16 protein-coding genes are annotated in these 20,871 nt (G+C 56.8%); 5 read left to right on the plus strand and 11 right to left on the minus strand.

Annotation, left to right across the window (positions count from 1 at the left end; translation table 11 throughout):
• Nucleotides 1-8 precede the first annotated feature (8 nt).
• The 3 genes from QMZ18_RS28620 to QMZ18_RS28630 all read right to left on the minus strand — a co-directional run bounded on the left by QMZ18_RS28620 (nucleotide 9) and on the right by QMZ18_RS28630 (nucleotide 6,134).
• Nucleotides 9-4,007, minus strand: coding sequence for an adenylate/guanylate cyclase domain-containing protein (locus tag QMZ18_RS28620; protein WP_282609818.1), 3,999 nt, complete (start codon nucleotides 4,005-4,007; stop codon nucleotides 9-11).
• A gap of 291 nt (nucleotides 4,008-4,298) precedes the next feature.
• The gene (locus QMZ18_RS28625; RefSeq protein WP_282609819.1) at nucleotides 4,299-5,405 is read right to left on the minus strand and encodes a nitronate monooxygenase family protein; all 1,107 of its coding nucleotides are present in this window, start codon (nucleotides 5,403-5,405) and stop codon (nucleotides 4,299-4,301) included.
• 156 nt (nucleotides 5,406-5,561) lie between these two features.
• On the minus strand, nucleotides 5,562-6,134 hold the full coding sequence (locus tag QMZ18_RS28630; RefSeq protein WP_282609820.1) for a carboxymuconolactone decarboxylase family protein: 573 nt from the start codon (nucleotides 6,132-6,134) through the stop codon (nucleotides 5,562-5,564).
• Nucleotides 6,135-6,298: 164 nt separating this feature from the next.
• Between QMZ18_RS28630 and QMZ18_RS28635 the strand changes: the two genes are divergently transcribed.
• Nucleotides 6,299-7,003, plus strand: coding sequence for a helix-turn-helix domain-containing protein (locus tag QMZ18_RS28635; RefSeq protein WP_282609821.1), 705 nt, complete (start codon nucleotides 6,299-6,301; stop codon nucleotides 7,001-7,003).
• Between the two features lie 53 nt (nucleotides 7,004-7,056).
• Here the strand turns inward: QMZ18_RS28635 and QMZ18_RS28640 are convergent, their stop codons facing one another.
• The 6 genes from QMZ18_RS28640 to QMZ18_RS28665 form a co-directional block, all read right to left on the minus strand.
• Complete coding sequence (locus QMZ18_RS28640; RefSeq protein ID WP_282609822.1) at nucleotides 7,057-8,115, minus strand: DUF6352 family protein; 1,059 nt, start codon at nucleotides 8,113-8,115, stop codon at nucleotides 7,057-7,059.
• A 1-nt stretch (nucleotide 8,116) separates the two neighbouring features.
• Nucleotides 8,117-8,620, minus strand: coding sequence for a DUF6505 family protein (locus QMZ18_RS28645; RefSeq protein ID WP_282609823.1), 504 nt, complete (start codon nucleotides 8,618-8,620; stop codon nucleotides 8,117-8,119).
• Between the two features lies 1 nt (nucleotide 8,621).
• On the minus strand, nucleotides 8,622-9,329 hold the full coding sequence (locus QMZ18_RS28650; RefSeq protein WP_282609824.1) for a biotin/lipoate--protein ligase family protein: 708 nt from the start codon (nucleotides 9,327-9,329) through the stop codon (nucleotides 8,622-8,624).
• A 132-nt stretch (nucleotides 9,330-9,461) separates the two neighbouring features.
• Complete coding sequence (locus QMZ18_RS28655; RefSeq protein ID WP_282609825.1) at nucleotides 9,462-10,544, minus strand: ABC transporter ATP-binding protein; 1,083 nt, start codon at nucleotides 10,542-10,544, stop codon at nucleotides 9,462-9,464.
• Nucleotides 10,541-12,757 (minus strand): iron ABC transporter permease, encoded by a 2,217-nt coding sequence (locus QMZ18_RS28660; protein ID WP_282609826.1) that lies wholly within the window; start codon nucleotides 12,755-12,757, stop codon nucleotides 10,541-10,543. Before QMZ18_RS28660 ends, QMZ18_RS28655 begins: the two co-directional genes overlap by 4 nt.
• A gap of 50 nt (nucleotides 12,758-12,807) precedes the next feature.
• Entirely contained in the window at nucleotides 12,808-13,860 is a 1,053-nt protein-coding gene (locus tag QMZ18_RS28665; RefSeq protein ID WP_282609827.1) for an ABC transporter substrate-binding protein, read from the minus strand.
• A gap of 333 nt (nucleotides 13,861-14,193) precedes the next feature.
• Here QMZ18_RS28665 and QMZ18_RS28670 point away from each other — a divergent pair, with 333 nt between their 5' ends.
• A complete protein-coding gene (locus QMZ18_RS28670; protein WP_282609828.1) occupies nucleotides 14,194-15,024 on the plus strand; it encodes an inositol monophosphatase in 831 nt (276 codons plus the stop codon).
• Between the two features lie 13 nt (nucleotides 15,025-15,037).
• On the opposite strand, the gene QMZ18_RS28675 is transcribed toward QMZ18_RS28670, so the two are convergent.
• Complete coding sequence (locus QMZ18_RS28675) at nucleotides 15,038-15,610, minus strand: hypothetical protein (RefSeq protein WP_282609829.1); 573 nt, start codon at nucleotides 15,608-15,610, stop codon at nucleotides 15,038-15,040.
• A gap of 231 nt (nucleotides 15,611-15,841) precedes the next feature.
• On the opposite strand from QMZ18_RS28675, the gene QMZ18_RS28680 reads away from it, so the two are divergent.
• A complete protein-coding gene (locus QMZ18_RS28680; protein ID WP_282609830.1) occupies nucleotides 15,842-16,696 on the plus strand; it encodes a MurR/RpiR family transcriptional regulator in 855 nt (284 codons plus the stop codon).
• Between the two features lie 72 nt (nucleotides 16,697-16,768).
• Here the strand turns inward: QMZ18_RS28680 and iolG are convergent, their stop codons facing one another.
• Nucleotides 16,769-17,761 carry an inositol 2-dehydrogenase gene (gene iolG, locus QMZ18_RS28685; RefSeq protein WP_282609831.1) on the minus strand — a complete coding sequence of 331 codons (993 nt, stop codon included), beginning with the start codon at nucleotides 17,759-17,761 and terminating at the stop codon, nucleotides 16,769-16,771.
• A gap of 217 nt (nucleotides 17,762-17,978) precedes the next feature.
• Here iolG and iolC point away from each other — a divergent pair, with 217 nt between their 5' ends.
• Together iolC and QMZ18_RS28695 are read left to right on the plus strand one after the other, a co-directional pair.
• A complete protein-coding gene (gene iolC, locus QMZ18_RS28690; RefSeq protein WP_282609832.1) occupies nucleotides 17,979-19,889 on the plus strand; it encodes a 5-dehydro-2-deoxygluconokinase in 1,911 nt (636 codons plus the stop codon).
• Nucleotides 19,890-20,169: 280 nt separating this feature from the next.
• Nucleotides 20,170-20,808 carry a GntR family transcriptional regulator gene (locus QMZ18_RS28695; RefSeq protein WP_282609833.1) on the plus strand — a complete coding sequence of 213 codons (639 nt, stop codon included), beginning with the start codon at nucleotides 20,170-20,172 and terminating at the stop codon, nucleotides 20,806-20,808.
• The last annotated feature ends 63 nt before the right edge of the window (nucleotides 20,809-20,871 follow it).

Below are 20,871 nucleotides of genomic sequence, written 5' to 3' on the forward strand. Positions count from 1 at the left end.
GAATGCTATCAGACAGCCGCATCGCTCAAGACGCCGGCTTCGGCGAGGGCGGCCTGTAACCGCGGGATGGCGGATCTAAGCCCGATCCGTTCCGCATCCTCGCTCAGCTCCCGCAGGCTCTCCAACTCCCCGCCGTCGCGCAGACCGCGACCGAAGTCTGACAGAGCGCGCCCCCGTGCTACGTAATAAGCACTCCAGGGCGTGGGCTCCGTGCGGTTCGAATAGCCTTCCAGTGATGCGGCATAACGGTCGGCCTCATCCCAGTCGCCGGAATCCAACGCTGCGTCGATCGCATTCTGATAGAAGTGTAGATAGTTGTGGCTGACGCAGCCTTCGGTCAACAGCGCTTCCCCCTCGGCCAATGCCCATTTTCTCAGCGCGACATCATCGGTTTCCACGGCAAGTGCCGAGAGTATCCATGGAGCGCCGTATGTTTTTTGCGCTTCTGAAGCAATCCGATAGGCCTTTAAGAGACGATCTTCGGTATTCTCCAACTGCCCCATTCTGGTAAGTGCCTGAGCCTTGTGCATCAGACTCTCAGCCTCGAAAACCGGCGAACCGAGTTGGCGTGCCAAGGTCAGGCCCCGCTCAGCATGTTCATAGGCGCTGGCCGGATTATCGGCGTAGAGCATCATCGGCCCGATGGTTAGATGTGCGAGCATCTCGGCCCGATAGTTATTGACCTTGAGTGCAATTTCCACCGCCTGAAGCGAATCTTCGCTCGTCCGCTCCAAGTCCAGCAAATAGAAGGCAACGACGCCCCGCATCGGCAGGTTGACGCAAAGTAGTTCGCGCACATTTTCCCGCTCGCACAGATCGATGCACTTGTTGAAATACTGGTAGGCGGTCTTGAAGAAGCCGCGCTGATAGTAGGCATCACCCAAACCGCTGAGCGCGCGCGCTTCATCAAGCGTCGACCCGCTGCGGCGGGCGGCCGCAATGGCCTCTTCATGGGCTTCGAGACAATCGTCGAGCCGTCCCATCGGGAAATACACACTGCCGGTCAAGGAGTAGATCCGGGCCAGACTGCGGTCGTCATCGTAACTCAATGCCGCCTGTTCAGCCTTTTCCAAAACCTCTAAGGCCCGGTCAAACTCGTTCAAAAGCCTCAGTCCTTCCGCCATGCCGGTCCAGGCTTTGCATTTCTCTTCATCTGTCTCGGAAAAAGCGAGAGCACCTTCGTACATTTCGACAGATTTGCCGACACTCCCCGGCGCCCGCAGCAGAAAACCGCTCAGCAGCGACAGGTCATAACTCACGTTCCGGTCTTGGGAACATTCCAGGCCGCGGGACGCCAGCTCAAGCGCCGTGCCGAAATGATACTTTCCGGCAGAAATTCGGGCTGCCTGCAACAATGCTGTGGCCGCATCGGGGCTTGCCGCCCTATCCAGATGATCCGCGTAGAGAACGATGTTCTGATCCTTGAACAGCTTCGATGCCTCGGTATGCATCTGATTGCGTTCCGACTTTAGGATCGCGCCGTAAATGGCTTCATGAATCAAGGCATGGCAGAACCCGAAACGGTCGCCGTCTTCAGGACGGAGAATGGCCAAGTCTGCGAGAGTCGCACAGTCGTAATCCGGGTCTCCGATGATCTCCCTTAAATCGCCGAGCACGAAGCGCTGTCCCAGAACCGAAGCAACATTCAGTGCCCGTTTTTCTTCCGCCGACAGAACGTCCAGACGCGCGAGTACAATCGACTGGATGGACCCCGGCAGCTCCTTGGTTTCATGTCCGTAGGCGCGCAGTAACTGATCCAGGAACAAAGGGTTGCCCTCTGAACGATCAATACAGGCTTTGGAATAGGCCTCATCAACCTTCAGATACTGGCGCGACAACTGTGCACATTCTTCGCTGGAGAGCGGCATCAGATCCAATGTCGTCAAAGGCACACCCTGCGCGGCCATCCGCCAACTCCGGTCGAGAGGATCCTCGATTACGCGCGAAGTCATGACCAGCAGCACGGAAGAATCACGTATCTCCGCCGCAACGCCGGCAAGAATTGCAAGCGTCCGCGAATCCGCCCAATGGATGTCATCAATCAGGACCAGCAGCGGCCGCTCCAGACTGCGTCGTTCGATCAGGCTCGACAGAAGTTGAATCTTGCTGCTCAGACGCGTCGAGTTTTCCATCGAGTCCTGGAGAGACTCCAACTTGGCGGGCTGCTGGAGGTCCAAAATGTCGTATAGAAAAAACAGGGAATCCTGCGGCAACCAGCCCTTGACGACGGCATCGTCAAAAACCTGCTCGACATCCGATGCTTCGGCACCCCAGGGCAGATCAAGCAACGATAGGGTGATGCTTTTCAAGGCGCCACGGCCACGCTCCGCACCGAAATCCTGAAGCAATCCGGCATGGAGTTCGTAGCCATCTGCACCCGCCACACGCTGAAACTCGCCTAAGAGCCGGCTTTTGCCTATCCCTGCCTCGCCGCGCAGATAGACCACCCGGCCTTTGCCGGACTGGGCACAGCTCTTTGCGACACTGGTAAATTGGTCCAGCTCGAATTCCCGGCCTACGAATTTCGTCTCATCGGCCTCGTCCTTTTCCGGGCGAAATGTCATAAGGCGCCAGGCCCTGGTCTCGTGCGGGATCCCCTGGATAGAAAGACCATCCAGGGCTTCCCCTTGCACGATATGGGCAACCGACTGATAGAAGCTGTCTGAAACGACAATTTCCGAAGGCCCCGCAAGATCCTGCAGGCGGGCTGCGAGGTTGACGGATTCTCCGATGACCGTATACGCGCGATGCAATCTGCTGCCCGTCGTGCTCGCGATGACCTGTCCGCTCGCGATACCGACGTGAACCTTCAATTCGTGACCGACTTCCTCCGAAAGCGCCGTAATCCTTTGCCGGATCTCGATCGCGGCCCTTACTGCGCGCTCGGGATCATCACTGTGAGCTGTAGGGGCGCCAAAGAGCGCCATGACGTTGTCGCCCATATGCTTGTCGATTGTGCCGCCGAATTGGGCAATGACCTCGTCGGTAACCTCGAAATAGCGATTGAGCAGCTTATGCATGTCTTCCGCCCAGAGCTGGCCGGCAAGAACGGTGAAATTCGACAGATCCGCAAAGACAACGGCGACGTGCCGCAGTTCCGTCGCCGGTGCAGAACCCTTGGGTTCAACGGTATTCTCCTTGGCATCAGCCGCCACGTCCCGGCCATCGGGAACCATTGGATCAATGGCTTTGGCCGTATCAACTGGCGGGGCGGGCAGTTCTGCGTCTTTGGAGGACGCTCTACGCTCCTGTCCATCCCAGGTCTTACCGGAAAACCGGCGGCGTTCGAGAATGCTTTGATGCAACTGCTCCGTTTCCGCGGTAGGCGCTACATCAAGCTCCTTACGCAGCATACTCAGGCAAATCTGATACTGACGCAGGGCTTCGTTCAACTTTCCCTGATCGGCCAGGAGAGCGATGAGTTTTCGGTGCCCCTCTTCGTTCAAGGGATCGAATGCCACCAGGCGCGCGGCGGCCTCAGCGGCCCTTTCCAACTGTCCCTCTCTGATAAGACGATCGGTCAGGCGCTCCATTGCACCCAGTGTCATTTGCCGATATCGCCTTTGTTCGGTGGACAGCCACTCCTCAAACTCCGGCGCAGTGACGGTCAAATTTTTCAGAAGTTCACCGCGGTAGATCGAAATGGCCTGTGTCAGGTTTTCGATCGTGTCATCCTGGACGAGGTGTTGGAATTCGCAGGCATCAACCCAGACCGCATCGCCGCTCAACGTCACGAATTCACTGTCGGCCTGCAAGGCTTCAGCCTGTTCAGAAGGCAACGCCTTTCGGATCGTCATCAAAGCTTGCCGCAGGCTTGATCGGGCTTGCGCGTCTCCGCTGTTGCTCCAAAGCAACGAGGCCAGCATGTCGCGCGACTGCGGCATGCCCTGCGCCAGCGCGAGGTAGCTCAAAAGCGCGCGCGCTTTCTTAGCCGAAACGGCTATCGCGCGCCCTTCTTCCGTCTCAAATCGGAATCCACCGAAAAGCTGCATTCGCATGCTTGGCATCGTCTGTTCCTTGCGCCCTACTTCCGAATACCAAACACGGCGGACGCACCGGATATTCCATCGGCTCTAAAAAAGAGATGTCCAAACATGCCGAGCCCCCAACATACCTGAGCTAAATACTTCAAGTAATCTGCGACGTGGTCTTGCCCCTTGTATCGAAACGGACACAACAGATCGATCAGTATACGCTAGTAGACGTATAATTTCCAATGCACTGTAAGGCAGATTTCGCCCGATAGATGAGGCACGAAAAAATTACACGTACAGGTCGTTGGCGATCTGAAGTCACGCTCATCTGCATTCAGGCACTGTTTCGTCTTCCCGCCCAGCCATCCATTTCATGCGAGCGATACTTTCTGCGATTAGTTTACCGGTCAGCCGGGCTGACAATTCCGCCGCCCCCAGCGCAGCAGCCTGGCCACAGTAATGCGCACTGAAATCGCAGCGCCCCTCGCCTTCGGCCTTCATCCGCAAGGGCGACATGGCCGTAAAACCCTTGGGAAATTCTGGAGCATCATTGGAAATAGGCCCCAACTCGCGAATAACGCGGTTCATGAGACAGCGGGTCGGGCGACCGGAAACGACGTCGGTCAGTGATGTCTCATGTGCTTGAGCCGATGTCAGCGCTTCGCGATAAACGCTGCTGATCTGAGCTTCTTCAGTTTGCAGGTAAGCGGTTCCCAGCTGCACGCCAGATGCACCAAGAGCAATTGCCGCGCAGATGCCCCGGCCATCTGCAATACCACCCGCCGCTATGACCGGAATATCGACAGCGTCGACGACCTGCGGCACCAATGCCATGGTTCCGATCTGGGTGTGGAGTTCGCGACTGAGAAACATACCTCTGTGACCGCCCGCTTCGTACCCCTGTGCAATGATCGCGTCGCAGCCCTGTGCCTCCAGCCAAAGCGCTTCTTCAACCGTCGTTGCGGTGCTTATGACCTTGACACCGGCCGCCTTCAGCCGCTCCACGAGCACGATCGCCGGCAAGCCAAAATGGAAGCTAACCACCTTCGGACGAAATTGCTCGATGACACTGCAGCGCTCTGAATCAAATGGCCTGACGGGAGTCTGCGAGAGATCCGACGGCGGTTGCTCCAACAGTTCCTCGTAGTAGGGTGCGAGCCGGTTCAACCAAGCTGCATCCGCCTCAGAGTCAACTGCAGGGCTTTGATGGGCAAAGAAATTGACGTTGAAGGACCTTCCGGTCTTCGACCGCGCGTCATCGAGCGTCCTTTCCAATGTTGCGGCATCCTGAAGGGCACAAGCCAGGGAGCCAAGTCCTCCCGCTTCGCTGACAGCAATCGCCATATCGAGGCTGCTTGATCCGGCCATGGGGGCCTGAATTATGGGGGCGTCAAGTTTGAACAAGCGCCGCAGACGTCCGTCGGGCCACATAGTGTTTCCTTAATGTATCGGTGTGCTCTATCGGGCCAATTCGCGAGATAAAGAATATTCGGTTCGACCAAACAGTTCAGAGGCTGCCAGTGCGGAGGTTGCCAGTGCGGAGGTTGCCAGTGCGGAGGTTGCCAGTGCGGAGGTTGCCAGTGCGGATCACTCGGCGTTTTGCAGCGCACCAGAAGGCTGCCAGCGGTGCGTCTGAAATGCATCGTCGAGCGGAACGTCGAGCAGATTGCTGATCAGGTTGCTGAAGGTCTTTACGCAAATCCCGAGAACGACTTCCTGCACCTGCTCCATCTTGAAGCCTGCAGCAAGAAACCGGTGCAGTTCCGCATCACCAATCCGACCCTTTGCAACGACAACGGCACGCGCAAATACGGCAAGAGCATTCAGTCTTTCATCCGTCAGAATATCCTCCCTCCTGAGGGCTCTGACCGTCTGCGCCGGAACACCGTGGTTTAAGGCAAAAGCCGTGTGGCCCGCGACGCAGTAGCCACAGAGATTTTCAACACTCACAGCCATCTGAAGAACCTCGCGCTCCGTCTCTGTCAGAGAGGCATCCGAGAATTTTTGATTAAGCATCGCGAACGCCTCTAGAACGACCGGCGTGCCAGCTATGACGGCAAAAACGTTGGGGATAAATCCGATCGTCTCTTCAAGCGCTTTCAGGATATCAACGCTTGGAGCGGGTGCCGTTTCGGGCGTGTGAACGTTAAATCGAGCCATATCGGCCTCCATATCTGATTTCTGGCTGCCCGGACGCCCATTGCGTCCTGGCAAAATCAGAGATACGGCGATGGGCCGGTCGGAGATACTGCGCAAACGAAAGGGATGCGCTATAGATTAGGGAGCATCTCGCTACAGTTTCTGGAGTTACGGGAATCCACGGAATGGAATACGGTCAGTTTTGCCCAATTGCCAAGGCCTCGGAGATACTTGGAGAGAAGTGGACGATCCTGATCGTGCGCGAACTTCTGATGGGAAGCTGCCGGTTCAACGAGCTTCAGCGCGGTCTGGGACTAATTTCACCAACTATTCTCAGCAAGCGGCTGGCTATGCTGGACGAGCGTGGTCTGGTTTACCGAAAACGCATTTCCGGTCAGCGAGGTTACGAGTATCACCCGACGGAATCCTGCAAGCAGCTTTTGCCTATTCTGCTGTCACTCGGTGGCTGGGGCATGCAGTGGGCCCGCACCAACATGACTGAGTCGGATTACGACGTTGAGCTGCTGATGCTGTATCTAGAACGCAGCATTCTGCCAGCAAAGCTGCCGGGTGGGGAGAACGTCATCAAGTTTCATTTTTCCGACATCGATGACCTGTCCGATTGGTGGATCGTCGTTGAAGGGGATGAGGTCGATGTCTGCACGACTGACCCCGGAAAAGACGTCGATGTTCACTTCAACACGACAGTCAGAGTCATGACCGAAGTTTGGATTGGCGAGATAACATACCGAAAAGCCAAAGTCGCCGGCCTGCTGACCATTACGGGCCCACGCGCCTTGACGGGAAACGTGTCGACATGGCTCAGCGATTCCGTTTTTGCGGATCTGCCCGACGCCGGTGAAATTGTTGGGCGGCCTGCAGTTCTCTAAACATCTCTCTCAATCGTTCCGCGAATATCAACCCATAAACGTTTGAAATAACTCTAGACTGCACGTGCAATCGGTAGGTTCATCAACAGATTCTGCGGCTTCATCTTAAGCACCTCGCCGCTGGACATCGCCATTCCCAGGTAGACCGGTTTCCCTACGAGATCAGCCCTCATATCACCCGGTTGTTTAAACTCAAGCCGGAACAGACTGAGCAGGCGCGCATTCCGGGCTTCGTCGATTTCCTCACCGTTGTAGAGGTCGTTGAGGATCAGGTTCGCCTCGGCATCAAGCCCGATGTGCCAGGACCATTTGGGGTCGCTGATCTGCTGAACCGGGTAGATGGTAACTTCGACCGAGAGGAAATGCCCGACCCAGGCTTCCAGCACGCGGCAAAGCGCATCCAGTCCGGGGCGTGTGAAACTGACGTCGATTACGGTGTCGAAGCTGTCGCTGCGTGCCCAATAGATCTGCGTATTTTCGCTATTCAGGATATCCAGCTCGACCGAACGCATGGGTGTGGCATTATCCGCCAGCAACTTCCCAAGCGAGCCGAAGCCACCATCCCGCGAATACATCTCGACGATTTCCTCGTCCGCCAGCATGATTCCGCTGTCCTGGATGCTGACCTTCTGGCTGCGGAACAGCAGCTCAGCGGATCGTGCGCGAATAGCATCGTTTTGCGCTTCGAGAAGACCACGCAGGATGGCATGCGCCATCTGATCGATAAACAGCGGTGGCACCGTGACGCCGCTTCGAAAAATCTTGAGATAGGCGGCTTCAAGGGTCTTTTCGGCAACGAGCAGATCTCGGAACCCCAGAACAATCCGGTAATTGTCCTGGGCGTCGGGGTCCTGCAGCTCGCCCAACCGCGCCTCTGAGACGCCGTGGCGCGGATCATCCATTAGACGCGCGTGAAGCGCCCGCTCAGACTCGCAGGATTCCTCGACGATCTGCATTTCCGGGCGCATGAAGAAAGCGCGGAGATAGTCGTTGGTGACATAAAGCCGGCTGTCTTCTCCCCGGCGGAGCAGATGATATCCGCTGGTCAGCCAGAAGTCGTCCTGTCGCGGGGGCTGCGTACCTGCAGCGGATCCTTGATCTTGCTGTTCCATCTCAGCTCTCATTATCCTTTGTCTCGACGATTTCCCAGATTTTGGTGTGCGACTTGGGTGTTTCAGGTGCTATCACCCGAAAGGACTCGACAATCCCCCGCTCCTCCAACTCCCGCGATACCGCCAACAGCGTGTTGATCGGATGATCGCACAGGCTCGCTGCGAAGGCAGCTTCTTCCTCGGCGACCGGCCGCGCGGCCGAAAGGTCGGGCGCGCCGAAATGATCGATGAAATGCTGCGCCAGCGCATCGATCAACCGGTTATAGGTCGCGGCATCAATCTCGGTGACCACCACAAGTGTGGAACGGCCAAAACTGCCGAGACCAAGAAAACCGTGTGCAAAGGCTTGCCGTGTTTTTCCGTGCAGGTCCGCTTCGGCCAACCCGGCAAAAGCAAAGGCGCCAGATACAGCCCATTCGCCTGGCTCAGCAGCCAACTCAAAGACCGAGAGATCGGATTGGTCCAAACGTATCGTGCGCGGGAAGCGCAAACTGCTCCCAGCCATCCTATGAAGCTATCCAGCTTGGGCCATTCAGGACATCGGACAAGTCTCTCGTTGCCGAGCCTTCGCATTGCAATCCGCCCAGAGAATCGATTTTCAACTTCAGCGCACCACTCGTGCCTTCAGGCTGTTTCAGTCGCGCAAGCCAAGCCAGACGAACCGGCTCGAACCCTTCATCCTGCCAACGATTGATCCAGGTCAGAAAATGGCGGGCGAAGCTCTCGGTCAGGTCGTCGACGGTTACCTCGCCGCAGCCCTCGTCATAAAGTGTCGTCTGGTGAACCGTCCGGCCTGGAGCGTCGTCGGTCAGATCCATTTGGACGGCAATGCCGAACCCAATCACCAGCCAGTCCGGAACATCCTCACCGTTGGACCTGTCGGCCATAGCTGTGCGAAAACCACCAACAAAGCCGCCATTGACATCGACGCAATCCGGCCAGCGGAAATGCACCGCCACCACTGGTGGGGCAACGGCACCCAGGGCATCACCAAAGGCAACCATGGCCAGGGGCAGCATGGTCAGGGAATCGGCCGGCGGCGTGTCGGGCTCCAGAACAACCGCCAGTTCGATTCGATCCAGGCGCTGTGACCAATGAAAATCACCCGCTTCGCCGTTTCCTGCTCGCGCCGCAGCCACAGCCGCTTCGAAGGGATCCTGTCCTGGTGCCAATGGCTTCAGGTTAAATACCGGTGGAAGTTGAGGATATTTCAAAATTGTAGGTTCCCGGACACTCGATCATAAGCCGCCTCCCAAAAGCAGTCAGCGCGCCGCGATTTTTCACAATCAGTCCAGGCTTGTCCAATCTATTGGTGTTACCGGTTCAATTCCGGAACCTTGCCAGCATTAAAGTGCAGATTCCGTGCTCCGAACCAAGGTCACGCCCTGTTGCGACAATTCCACTGAGACATCGCTGTCCTGAGCGATGGCTTGCGCGACCCGGCCGTCAATCACAAACAGCTCACCGATCGCAGTCTCGATCGTATATTCGATGTGGCTGCCCAAGTAGGACGACTTGCGCACAATTCCTTGCATCCCTCCCCCTGTGGCACTTTCACTGAGGCTTATGGCTTGGGGACGAATGGCCACCCGCGCCGGCCCTTTCGACAGCCCCCGGCTGGGCAGCGAAAGTTCAAGATCGCCGATCAATACGCTTGCCACGGCGTCTTCCACAGACAGAATTTCGGCATCAACAAGATTGGCGTCACCGATAAAGTCGGCAACGAAAAGATCTGCCGGCTCCTCGTACAATTCACGCGGCGAACCCTCTTGCGCTATACGGGCATTGTTCATCACGATGATCCGGTCCGAAACCGCCAGCGCTTCTTCCTGGTCATGGGTGACGTAGACCGACGTCAGTCCGAGGTTTTGCTGAATGTCGCGGATTTCTTCACGCACACGGCGGCGAAGTTTCGCATCCAAGTTCGACAGCGGTTCATCGAAAAGCAACACTTGAGGTTCCAGAACCAGAGCGCGCGCCACCGCGACACGCTGCTGTTGCCCACCCGAAAGTTCGCTGGGCAAGCGGTCTCCGTAGCCTTTCAAACCGACAAGGGCCAAGCCGTCATGGGCCTGTTCGCTCGCCGCCGACTTCGGCAAGCCACTGACCCGCAGACCATAGGAGACATTCTCGATGACCGTCATGTGAGGAAAGAGGGCGTAAGATTGAAACACCATACTGACATCCCGGTCCGTCGCCGGTAACGACGTCACATCCTGATCCCCGATCAGAATACGCCCCTCGGTCGCCATCTCCAGACCGGCAATCATCCGTAAGGTCGTTGTTTTACCGCAGCCGCTCGGCCCCAGCAGAGTGACAAGAGACCCGGCACCGACACGAAAAGATACCTGATCCACCGCGACCACCGGACCGAATGCCTTGGTGACGGCATCGAAGGTCACCGATGCCGCTTTGCTCGCAATACTCATGCTGCCGTGCTCCCCGCCGTGGGCATTGCTCCATCTCCAGTTTCGCTCCGGCGCCTGATCCGGCGCTCGCCGACGGCCAGCTGTACGAGGGAAATCGCCGCCAGCATGACCAAAATCAGCACCGACGAATAGGCGATGGCCAATCCATAATCGTTATTCTCGACCCGTCCGATGATGTAGGAGGTCGCCATGTCGTAATTTGCGCTGACCAGGAAGATCACGGCGCTGATTGCCGTAATCGCCCGAACGAAGCTATAGACGAGCGCGGCCACGATCGCCGGCCGCAACAGAGGCAAGATCACTTTGCGGACAGTCATAAAGCTCGTGGCACCGAGGGTGAGTGAAGCCTCGTCCAGACTTTTGTCGAGTTGACTCATAGATGCAATGCCCGCCCGCACCCCAACCGGCATGTTCCGGAAGATGAAACAGATCACCAGGATCACGCCTGTTCCTGTCAACTCGATCGGCGGAATGTTAAAGGCCAGGACATAACTTACGCCGATCACGGTTCCAGGGATGGCGAAGCTCAGCATGGTTCCAAACTCAAAGGCATTCTTGCCGGCGAATCTCTGCCGGACGAGCAGGTACGCGGTCACAAGGCCAATCGCAGCCGTCAGCGGCGCTGAAACGCCGGCAATCACCATTGTGGTACCAAAGGAATTCCAGGCCGAGCCGGTCCAAAGCAATCCATCTTCACCGGAGGACACCGAAAAGGCGGAGATGTAGTGGCGCAGGGTCAGGCTATGGTCCCTGCCCCAGGTTTCCACAAAACCACCGAAGACGATCATCGCGTAGATGACGATCGTCAAAAGCGCCCAGGGAACGGCCGTGCCATAAACCAGCCAGGACAGGCGTTTTGGCAGATAGGGATGGGTTCCGGAATCTCCTTTGCCGGTCACCGTCGTGTAGGACTTTTTGCCGAGCCAACGGCGCTGTGCATAAAAGGCCGACAGCGTGAATCCAAGCAGGACAATGGCCAAAACCGCCGCGCGGCCCTGATCGTTCTGCGCACCGACGATGGCAAAGAAGATCTCGGTCGAGAGCACGTCGAAGTTGCCACCAAGAACAAGAGGGTTGCCGAAATCCGCCATGCTTTCGATGAACCCCAGCAGAAAGGCGTTGGCGAGTCCCGGCCGCATCAAGGGCAACGAGATCGAGGTGAAGGTTTTCCAACGATTGGCGCGCAGGGTTTGCGCCGCTTCCTCCATCGAGGGGCTGACCCCTTCAACCACGCCGATCAACACCAGGAATGCAATGGGCGTAAAGGCCAGCATTTGGGCGAACCACACACCTGGAAACCCGTAGATCCAGCGGCCGGCCGGAATATCGAAGAGATCGCTGGCAAACTGCGTGACGCTGCCAGAACGCCCGAACAACAGGATTATGGCCAGACCAATCACGAAAGGTGGCGTGATGATTGGCAGGACGGTCAACGCGCGCAGCAGTTTTTTGGCCCTAAATCCGGTCCGCGTTACCACCAGCGCAAATGCCAGGCCAAGGGTCGTGGTTCCCGCCCCGACCGTGACGGCCAGAAACAACGAGTTCCAGGCGGCGCCACAGGAGACATTGCTGCCCAGACAGCCCAGGCCCCAGATTTTTTTGTCGAACAGTTTAGAGAGAAAAACGTTGGGTGCATAAAGCCCCGCTTCGTCTTTCAATGCGCTCAAAAGAATTTGGATAACTGGAAACAGGATGAAGATGCCAACGAGAGCAATGACCAGACCGATCGATCCAACAACGAAAACATCACCGTTGATCGCACCGCGCGCCGCAATGCCCTGAGTCAGAAAGAACAGGAAGGCGGCGCAGGTCAACAGAGCGCCGTAGCCTAAGCCAAACTGGCGTTGTCCCAAGGCGCCGAACAGAGCCTCAAGAGTCGCATACTCCCAACCGGAAATGCCGATTGAAAAGCCTTGGAGCCCGACATAAGCGAGTCCGCCGACCCCCGATATCAGAAGAAGATTGGCAAAGAGAGGGTCGTTCTTGGCCCGGCCGAACAACCCTAGCGGCAAGAGAAGAAACAGGCTGATCGGTGCCAGCCAGATTTTGTCGTCGACGAAGGCCTGCAAAATACCGGGCGCATAGTCGCTGTCGAGCGGATAGCCGTCCAACAACCACTCGAAGATCCAGAAGCCGTCCTCTATGGCGTACCATGGCAGGATCGCGTAACCGAGCCAGCCCACGGCCAGCCATAGAGCAACGGTTCTGTTCATCCGGGAGACAAACTCTCAAAAATTACCGAGATGAGCCCTTAGCAGGAACATCAACGCGGCAGAGATTTTACTTCGTCATCCCACTTCTTCAGAAGGCGCTTGCGCTCAGCCGAAGACCCGTACTTTTTGAAGTCGTAATCGATCAGCTTGATCTGATCCAACTTTGGTGCGCTCGGTGAGGATTCAGCCGCCAGATTGGACATGACCTGATAGGCCTTGACCTCGAGAGAACGCGATTGCACGCCAGCCTTCAGAGCCCAGTCGTAAAACTTCTTTGCGCTCTCAGGATTCCGGGCACCCTTGATAATGCTCATCGAGCCGATTTCGTAACCGGTGCCCTCGGCCGGTGCGACGACGTTGATCGGAAAACCGCTGACCGCCTGTTTCACAGCGTCATGCATGAAGACAATGCCGATGGTGGTCTCGCCGCGTGCCGCAGCTTTGATCGGCGCGGAGCCGGACTTGGTGTACTGGTTGATGTTCTTGTGCAAGGCCTTCATAAACGCGAAGCCCTCTTCTTCACCAAACAGCTGCACAATGGTGGCAAGCGTCGTGTAGGCCGTTCCCGAAGAATTCGGATTGGCCATCTGAACTTCACCCTTGTAGACCGGGTCCGTCAGATCCTTCCAGCTTGTTGGCTCAGGAAGCCCCTTTTCTTTCAGCAGCTCAGTGTTGTAGCCGTAACCCAGCGCACCGGCATAGATACCGATCGTCTTGTCGCTGGCCGAAGCTGCCTGGCTGATAGCCCAGTCGTGAAGTTCGCCGCGCATCGGAGAAACGTAGGCTTCGGTCAAGCCTTCTTCGGCTGCCTGAAGATGCGGATCGCCGGTACCGCCCCACCAGATGTCTCCCTTGGGGTTCCGCCCTTCCGCTTTGATCTGTGCAAAGGTCTCGCCGGAGCTTTTGCGGCTCATGGCAACCTTGATGCCCGTCTCTTTTTCGAAGGCCTGGACCATCAACTGGCACCAGTCTTCTTGTGCCGAGCAATAGTAGGTCAGTTTATCGGCAGCAAAGGCGGTTGAGGTTCCAAGTGCTGAAAACGTTACCAACGCAGCGGCGGCGGCGCCGAAAACCCACTGGTTTTTGCTTGTTGTCCCGGTCATATTTCTGTCTCCCTGTTCGACGGTTTGAACTTGATTTCAATTGCTTGCGTGAAATCTTTGTCACCGCTTATTATCACCTCGCCGCCTTACAGGACCTATCGACCAAGGGCGACTTTGGTGCGCGGATTGCGGAACTGATTTTCCACAATCCTCCAAGAAGGGAATATCGTTTCCAAACACAATGCAATATTTTTGTCATATAAATGTAATATAGGATGGAGCTCACGCCGCGCAGAGGCACTGCAGTGCGCTGCCGAGAGATCGGTATCAAGCACAACGCTCATGTGGTTTCATGGGTGCGTCTCTTACCCCCTGCTTCAAAGTTCCAGGTGAATGACAACAAATCCCAATGAACGACGGTTACAGATTGCCTGTGACATCGCACAGGAAGCCGGCAAGCATGCCCTTTCCTACTTTGCTGACCGCGACAGCCTGAAGATCAAGGGTAAGGGTCTGCAGGACATGTTCAGTCAGGCCGATGTCGAAACTGAGCTGTTGATCCGCGAACGTCTCTCTGCGGCCTTTCCCGAGGATGGTTTTTTCGGCGAGGAGACCGAACCTTCCGGGCTCGATTCGGACAGCGGCACCTGGGTTGTCGATCCGATCGACGGAACGGCCTGCTTCGTCGTCGGAATTCCGACCTGGTGTGTTTCCATCGCCTTTGTCAGGGACAACAGAATCGAAATTGGCGTTATCTATGATCCGAACACAGACGAGCTCTTTTCGGCATCCCGCGGTCAGGGCGCCTATCTGAACGGACAGCGGATGGCCACCAGTGCAGCCAGTGACTTCACAAACGGCATGACCGGTTTCAGCTTTTCCCACCGCGCCACACCACAGGATATCGTTGTTTTGCTGGAGAAACTCCTGATCGCGGGCGGTATGTTCTACCGCAACGGTTCGGGCGCCTTGACCCTCGCCTATGTAGCCTGTGGCCGGCTCAACGCCTTCTTCGAACCTCACATGAACTCCTGGGATTCCAGTGCCGGTATCCTGATGATCACGGAAGCCGGTGGTTGGGCAAACGATACGCTCGCCAACGAGGGACTGGTACAGGGGTCGCTGGTGATGGCTTCGGCCGGTGGACTCGCCGGCCCCTTGCAGGCTCTGGTCGGGGAAAGCTTGGCGGAACTAACGATAGAGAAAAGCGACGCGGAGAGTTAACGCTGGAAAGCTCCTAACCCCTTCTATCGAACATTGCCACAATCCTGTTCTGCTGGGTCTCGTTGAGCGTCGGCCAAATCTTATCCATGTTCTCTTTGACTTCTTTCGCCCCCGCAAGATAGGCCTTGCCGTACCAAATGTAAGCCAACTCGTTCAGCTCTTCCTCATCGTCCGTCTTTGGCGCCAGGCCTTGGGCATACATCCAGGCGATCAACTCCATAGCCTCGTTCTCGCCGGCCTTGGCCTGCTCAATGAGCTTCTCGACATCCTTCGGATCAACAAGGCCCGCCTTGATTCGCGTAATCACACCCTCGCGCGCCGCGATCACTTCAGCGGCAGCCTTTGCGATGGCAGCACGTTCAGCGGCCTGATGTTGCCGTTGCGCCAGGACACCCGCGATCGACTTGGGCACTTCCACCCGGCCGGGCAGATCTTCGCACCAGTCCGGCGTGGCGCCATGGCTGGTGCAGATGAAACGCTTGGTCAGAGTGTCCGAAGTCCGCCAATAGTCGTCCGAATAGGACGTCGCTGAGGCCGGTGCCGCTAAAAGCGCACCCAAAACGAAGGCAATCGAAATTAAACGCATGTCAACCGGCCGCTTCCTGCGATCCCGTTTCATTCAATGCAGGAGCCGCACTCCTACAAGGACGGAGGTTGATGCAAAAACTTTAAGATCGCGTTTTTATCCAATTGTTTTTAAATAAAATTTTATCTTTCTAGCAGCGAGCCAAATCGCTTCGAACCGCCGATGCTGGCGTAAGTCCATTTATTCCACTAATTTAGAAAAATCATTCTATTTGATCGGCTCCAAATTCTAATGGCTCCATCGGCTCTCCCTTCCAATTACGAAGATCTGCGCACAGTCATCTCCACGCGGCATGATCTTCTGAGCAAGCGACTGCGCCAGATCGCCGAGTTCGCTCTTGCGAATCCCAACGACATGGCGTTGGAGACCGTCTCAGTCATCGCCGAACGCGCCAATGTTCAGCCCTCGAGCCTGATCCGCTTCGCAAAGGCATTTGGCTATGACGGCTTCAGCACTATGCAGCGGGTGTTTCGGGCCCGGCTGACCGAACGGCAACCCAGTTATCGCGAACGTATCAAGGCCCTGAAAGAACAGAGCGACACGCCCATGTCGGCGATTACGGTACTTGATCGTTTTACCGAGGCCGCGACCCATGCCCTCAGCCACCTGCGCGAGGAAACGAGACCGGAACTGCTGGAGCAGGCCGTCGAGCTGCTGGCCAATGCAGAATGGATCCATGTCATTGGACAGCGCCGAGCCTTTCCGGTCGCCGCCTATCTCAACTACACGTTAAGTCACCTTGACCGAAAGGTCTCGCTGATCGATTCCGTGGGTGGCATGGTCACCGAACAGGCGAAAAATATTTCGCCCAACGATCTGTTGTTGGCAGTGAGTTTTCAAAGCTATGCACCGGACACCCTGGCGATTGCCACTCAGGCCCGACAACAGGGATCCAAGATCATTGCGATTACGGACGGTCCATTAAGTCCGTTCGCTGCCTTATCGGACGTCTGCTTTGAAGTCGAGGAAGCCCAGGTGGAATCGTTCCGATCGCTTTCCGCCTGCATGTGCCTGTCACTGTCGCTCGCCGTCTGTCTCGGCTACCGCTTGGACAAAAATACAAATTTCGACAACCTCTTTGCCTAGAGTAGTTCCGGGTTAGACGGAGCCGCTTTTGGGCAATCCGTCGTCCCGGCCAACTTCCTCCAACCATCCGATTTAGGGCGCCAATTTGACTGTCCGGCCTTCACGGAGAGATTGCAATGCGGCATCGGCCAAGACGAGGGCTCTGCGACCATCTTCGCCACAGGGACTTGGAGCTTCGGCTGCCGTTACGGCGTCGATGAAGGCCTCAAGCTCTGCCCTGTAAGCAGCCGCATAGCGTTCCAGGAAAAAATACAGCGGCTTGTCATGCGAAACCCCCGACTCGGTTGCAATCTCCAGAGTGGTGGGAAGCTGGTTCTCCGCCCGGAGCATCCCCTTGCTGCCATGCACTTCGATCCGCTGGTCGTAACCGTAGGCTGCGCGGCGGCTGTTGCTGATCTGGCACAGGCGCCCGCTCTCAGTGCGTAAGGTGACCAAGGCACTGTCGACATCCCCCGCATCCGCAATCGCCGGGTCGACCAGACAGCTTGCTGTTGCCGTGATCTCCACCGGTTCCTCTCCCAGAAGCCAGCGTGCAACATCAAAATCGTGGATCATCATGTCACGGAACAGGCCGCCGGAAACCTTGATGTAGGCAACCGGCGGCGGCGCCGGGTCTCGGCTGGTAATCGAAATGATTTCAACATCGCCAATTGCACGCTCGACCAGCCGTCTTTGCAATTCCGCAAAACTAGGATCAAAACGGCGGTTAAAGGCCAGCGCGAGAGGAACGCCGGCGCCTTTCGCAACAGCCAGACAGCTTTCGACTCGCTCCAACGTCAAATCGATCGGCTTTTCACAGAAAATAGCCTTCCCGGCCCTTGCAGATGCCTCAATCAGATCAGCATGCGTGTCCGTTGAACTGGCAATGACGACGGCACCAACTAAGGGGTCAGCCAAGGCCACCTCGATGGAAACCACCTCAGCTCCGTGTTTTTGCGCGAGAGCCTGAGCTGCAGTTGTGTTGACATCGACAACGTACCGCAGCTTCGCAGCGCCGTGACGCGCAATGTTCTCAGCGTGGATCGAACCGATCCTACCGGCGCCAAACTGGCAAAAATTAAGCACGGAACTTTCCTCTCACTACAACGACGAAGCCCAATGACGGTCGTCTTCATGGCTCAACGGAGTCGGGCGCAGTGCGGCGCCGATCCGGATTGGCAAAATTTATATTCTGCACTTGATAGTCAAATGGAATTTTTGTTTCATAACGCACAATCGATCTTTCACGCAATTCGGCGTCCCACCACCGCAGTGGTCGGTGGCGTCAAGGGAGCAATCAATCATGACTGAGCGCCGTTTCGATGTTATCGGCATGGGCCGCGCAGGTGTTGACCTCTACGGCGAACAGGTCGGCGGGCGGCTGGAAGACATGGCCAGTTTTGCAAAATACGTCGGCGGCAGCCCCTGCAACACTTGCATCGGTGCCGCCCGCCTGGGCCTACGTCCGGCCATGCTGGCACGCGTCGGTGACGAGCATATGGGGCGTTTCATCCGTGAAACGCTGGAAGCGGAAGGCGTAGACACCGGCCATCTCAAGACCGACAAGGACCGCCTGACCGCGCTGGTCATCCTGGGCATCCAGGATCGCGAGACCTTCCCGCTGATCTTTTACCGCGAAAACTGTGCGGATATGGCGATCGATCCTGCCGACTTCGACCCCGCTTTCATCGCGGAATCCAAGTGCCTGTTGGTCAGCGGCACTCATTTTTCGACACCTCAGGTCAATAACGCCAGCCGGACTGCCATGCGTTATGCCCGCGCGGCCGGTACCAAAGTAGCTTTGGACATCGACTATCGTCCCGTGCTCTGGGGTTTGACCGGACGCGGCCTCGGCGAAGAGCGTTTCGTGGCAAGCGAAGCTGTCTCAGCCCACCTACAGTCCATTGTCCCGGACTGCGACCTGATTGTCGGCACCGAAGAAGAGATTCACATCGCCGGCGGCGACACCGACACCTTGACGGCGTTGCGCCGTCTGCGTGAAATCACGACGGCGGTCCTTGTGGTCAAACGCGGCCCTATGGGCTGCGTCGTTTTCCCCGATGCGATCCCGGAAGACATTGAACAGGGAATCAAGGGTCCGGGCTTTCCCATCGAAGTCTTCAATGTGCTGGGTGCAGGCGACGCCTTCATGGCCGGTTTCCTGCGTGGATGGTTACGCGAGGAACCCTATGAAACCTGCAGCGCCTACGCCAATGCCTGTGGCGCTTTCGCCGTATCGCGGCACGGCTGTTCACCGGCCTGTCCGAGTTGGGACGAACTCTCCGACTTCCTCAAGGTCGGCAGCCCGCACTTCAGGTTGCGCAACGACGCGCGCCTGGAGCAGTTGCATTGGGCCAGCAACCGAACAAAGGAATGGCCGGAAGTCTGCGCCTTTGCATTCGATCACAGGATGCAGTTGGAGGCGATCGCCCAGCGCCACCAAAAGACCGAGGAAGACATCCATCGGTTCAAGTGTCTCGCCTGGCGCGCCGCACAAGAAGCTGCATCGTCAGTGGAAGGAGGCCGAGGCATCCTTTGTGACGGACGGTTGGGTCAGGACGCCCTGGATGCAGCCACCGGCAAGGGGGTCTGGATTGGCAGGCCCATCGAGCTTCCGGGCTCCCGCCCTCTTCAGTTCGAGGGCGGTGACAATGTCGCGGCAACTCTGCGTGAATGGCCCGCAGAGCACTGCGTGAAGTGCCTTGTCTTCTATCACCCCGACGATCCCGCCGACCTGCGGCAGCAACAGGAAGACAAGGTCAAATCGCTGTTCGAAGCCTGCCGGGTCACCCGTCACGAACTCCTGCTGGAAGTCATCCCGCCGAAAGAAAGCAAAGTGGACGCCTCGACCGTTGCGCGCTCAATGCAACGTTTTTACGATCTGGGAATCTATCCGGACTGGTGGAAACTGCAAGCGCCTGATACGGACGAGGGATGGCATAACATCACCGACGGCATCACGCGTAACGATCCCTACTGCCGGGGCGTCCTGTTGCTTGGCCTTGAGGCGCCCGAAGAGGTTCTGGGCGCGGCCTTCGCCGCTGCGGCAAGCCAACCCCTGTGCAAGGGCTTCGCGGTGGGACGCAGCATCTTTGGAGCGCCGGCGGAGGGATGGTTTGCAGGCGAATTGTCGGACAACGATGCAGTAGCCGCCATGTCAGGTAGCTATGCGCGGCTGATGGAGCTATGGCGCAGCAAGCGCTCAGACATTTGAAAAAACCAGAAGGTCAAAAGATAACTCGCGCTTTGACGTATCTGCTTTAGAATCCTGCAGATCCAACATTGGCACGATTTAACTTAGCTTCGATGTCGGCCTGCACGTACGCTCTCCCAGCAGGTTACGCTCATAATCGCCTTATCGGTACAGGCGAATTACACTCAACAGTGTTCAACCAAAAGAGGATGTCTTTTTTCAACCAACGCAACCAAGTACGGGAACATTTTCGAATAAAATCAAGTTGACTTTAGCCAAAACGCCCTTCAATGATCGCTCTATGACACAACCTGTGATTTCGACAACTTCTCCAACGGCGCTTTGGCTTGCCGAGGCCTTACGCGACTCGATCATCATGGGAACGTTACCTCCCGACGAGACGATCAAAGGCGAGGAAGTCGCAGAGACCTATCGAGTCGAAGCTAGTTTCGTCTGCGAAGCTTTCAAGCTGCTGGCAATTAAAGGGTGGGTCGACATGGATTCGGATCGCGGTGTCGTAATTTCTCCGCTGACCGCGAAGGAAGCCGTGACGCTGTTCGAGTCCCGTGCGGCGCTAGAAATCAAGGCTGTCCGCGAATCTTTTCCCAAATTGACGCAAGATCAGATTACCGCTGCTGAAGCCGCGCTCCTTGCGTTGAAGGAGTCTTTCGAAGAAGACCGCCAGAAAGCGCATGTCGCCTATCATCTCGCGCTTTACGCTGCTGCAGACCCATTTCTGTTGGAGCGTGTCGAACAAAAAATCAGGGAGGCAGAACGGTACCTTTGCTTTGAACGCACCGTTTTGAACACTTCGGACGCCGACTGCGCCGAACATCTCGCCCTGCTCCACGCAGCCCGCGCCCGCGATGTGGAACGTGCCACGCGGATTATTGAAGCTCATCTGACACAGTTTGGACGAACGATCGCCCAAAAACTCTGAGGACCGGCCACAGGCACTCACTTGCCACATTTCCTGCCGTGCAATTTTCGCAACAGGTGTTGC

Origin of the sequence: Pelagibius sp. Alg239-R121, assembly GCF_947331435.1 — a bacterium.
In the GTDB taxonomy this organism is placed as follows: domain Bacteria; phylum Pseudomonadota; class Alphaproteobacteria; order Kiloniellales; family Kiloniellaceae; genus Denitrobaculum.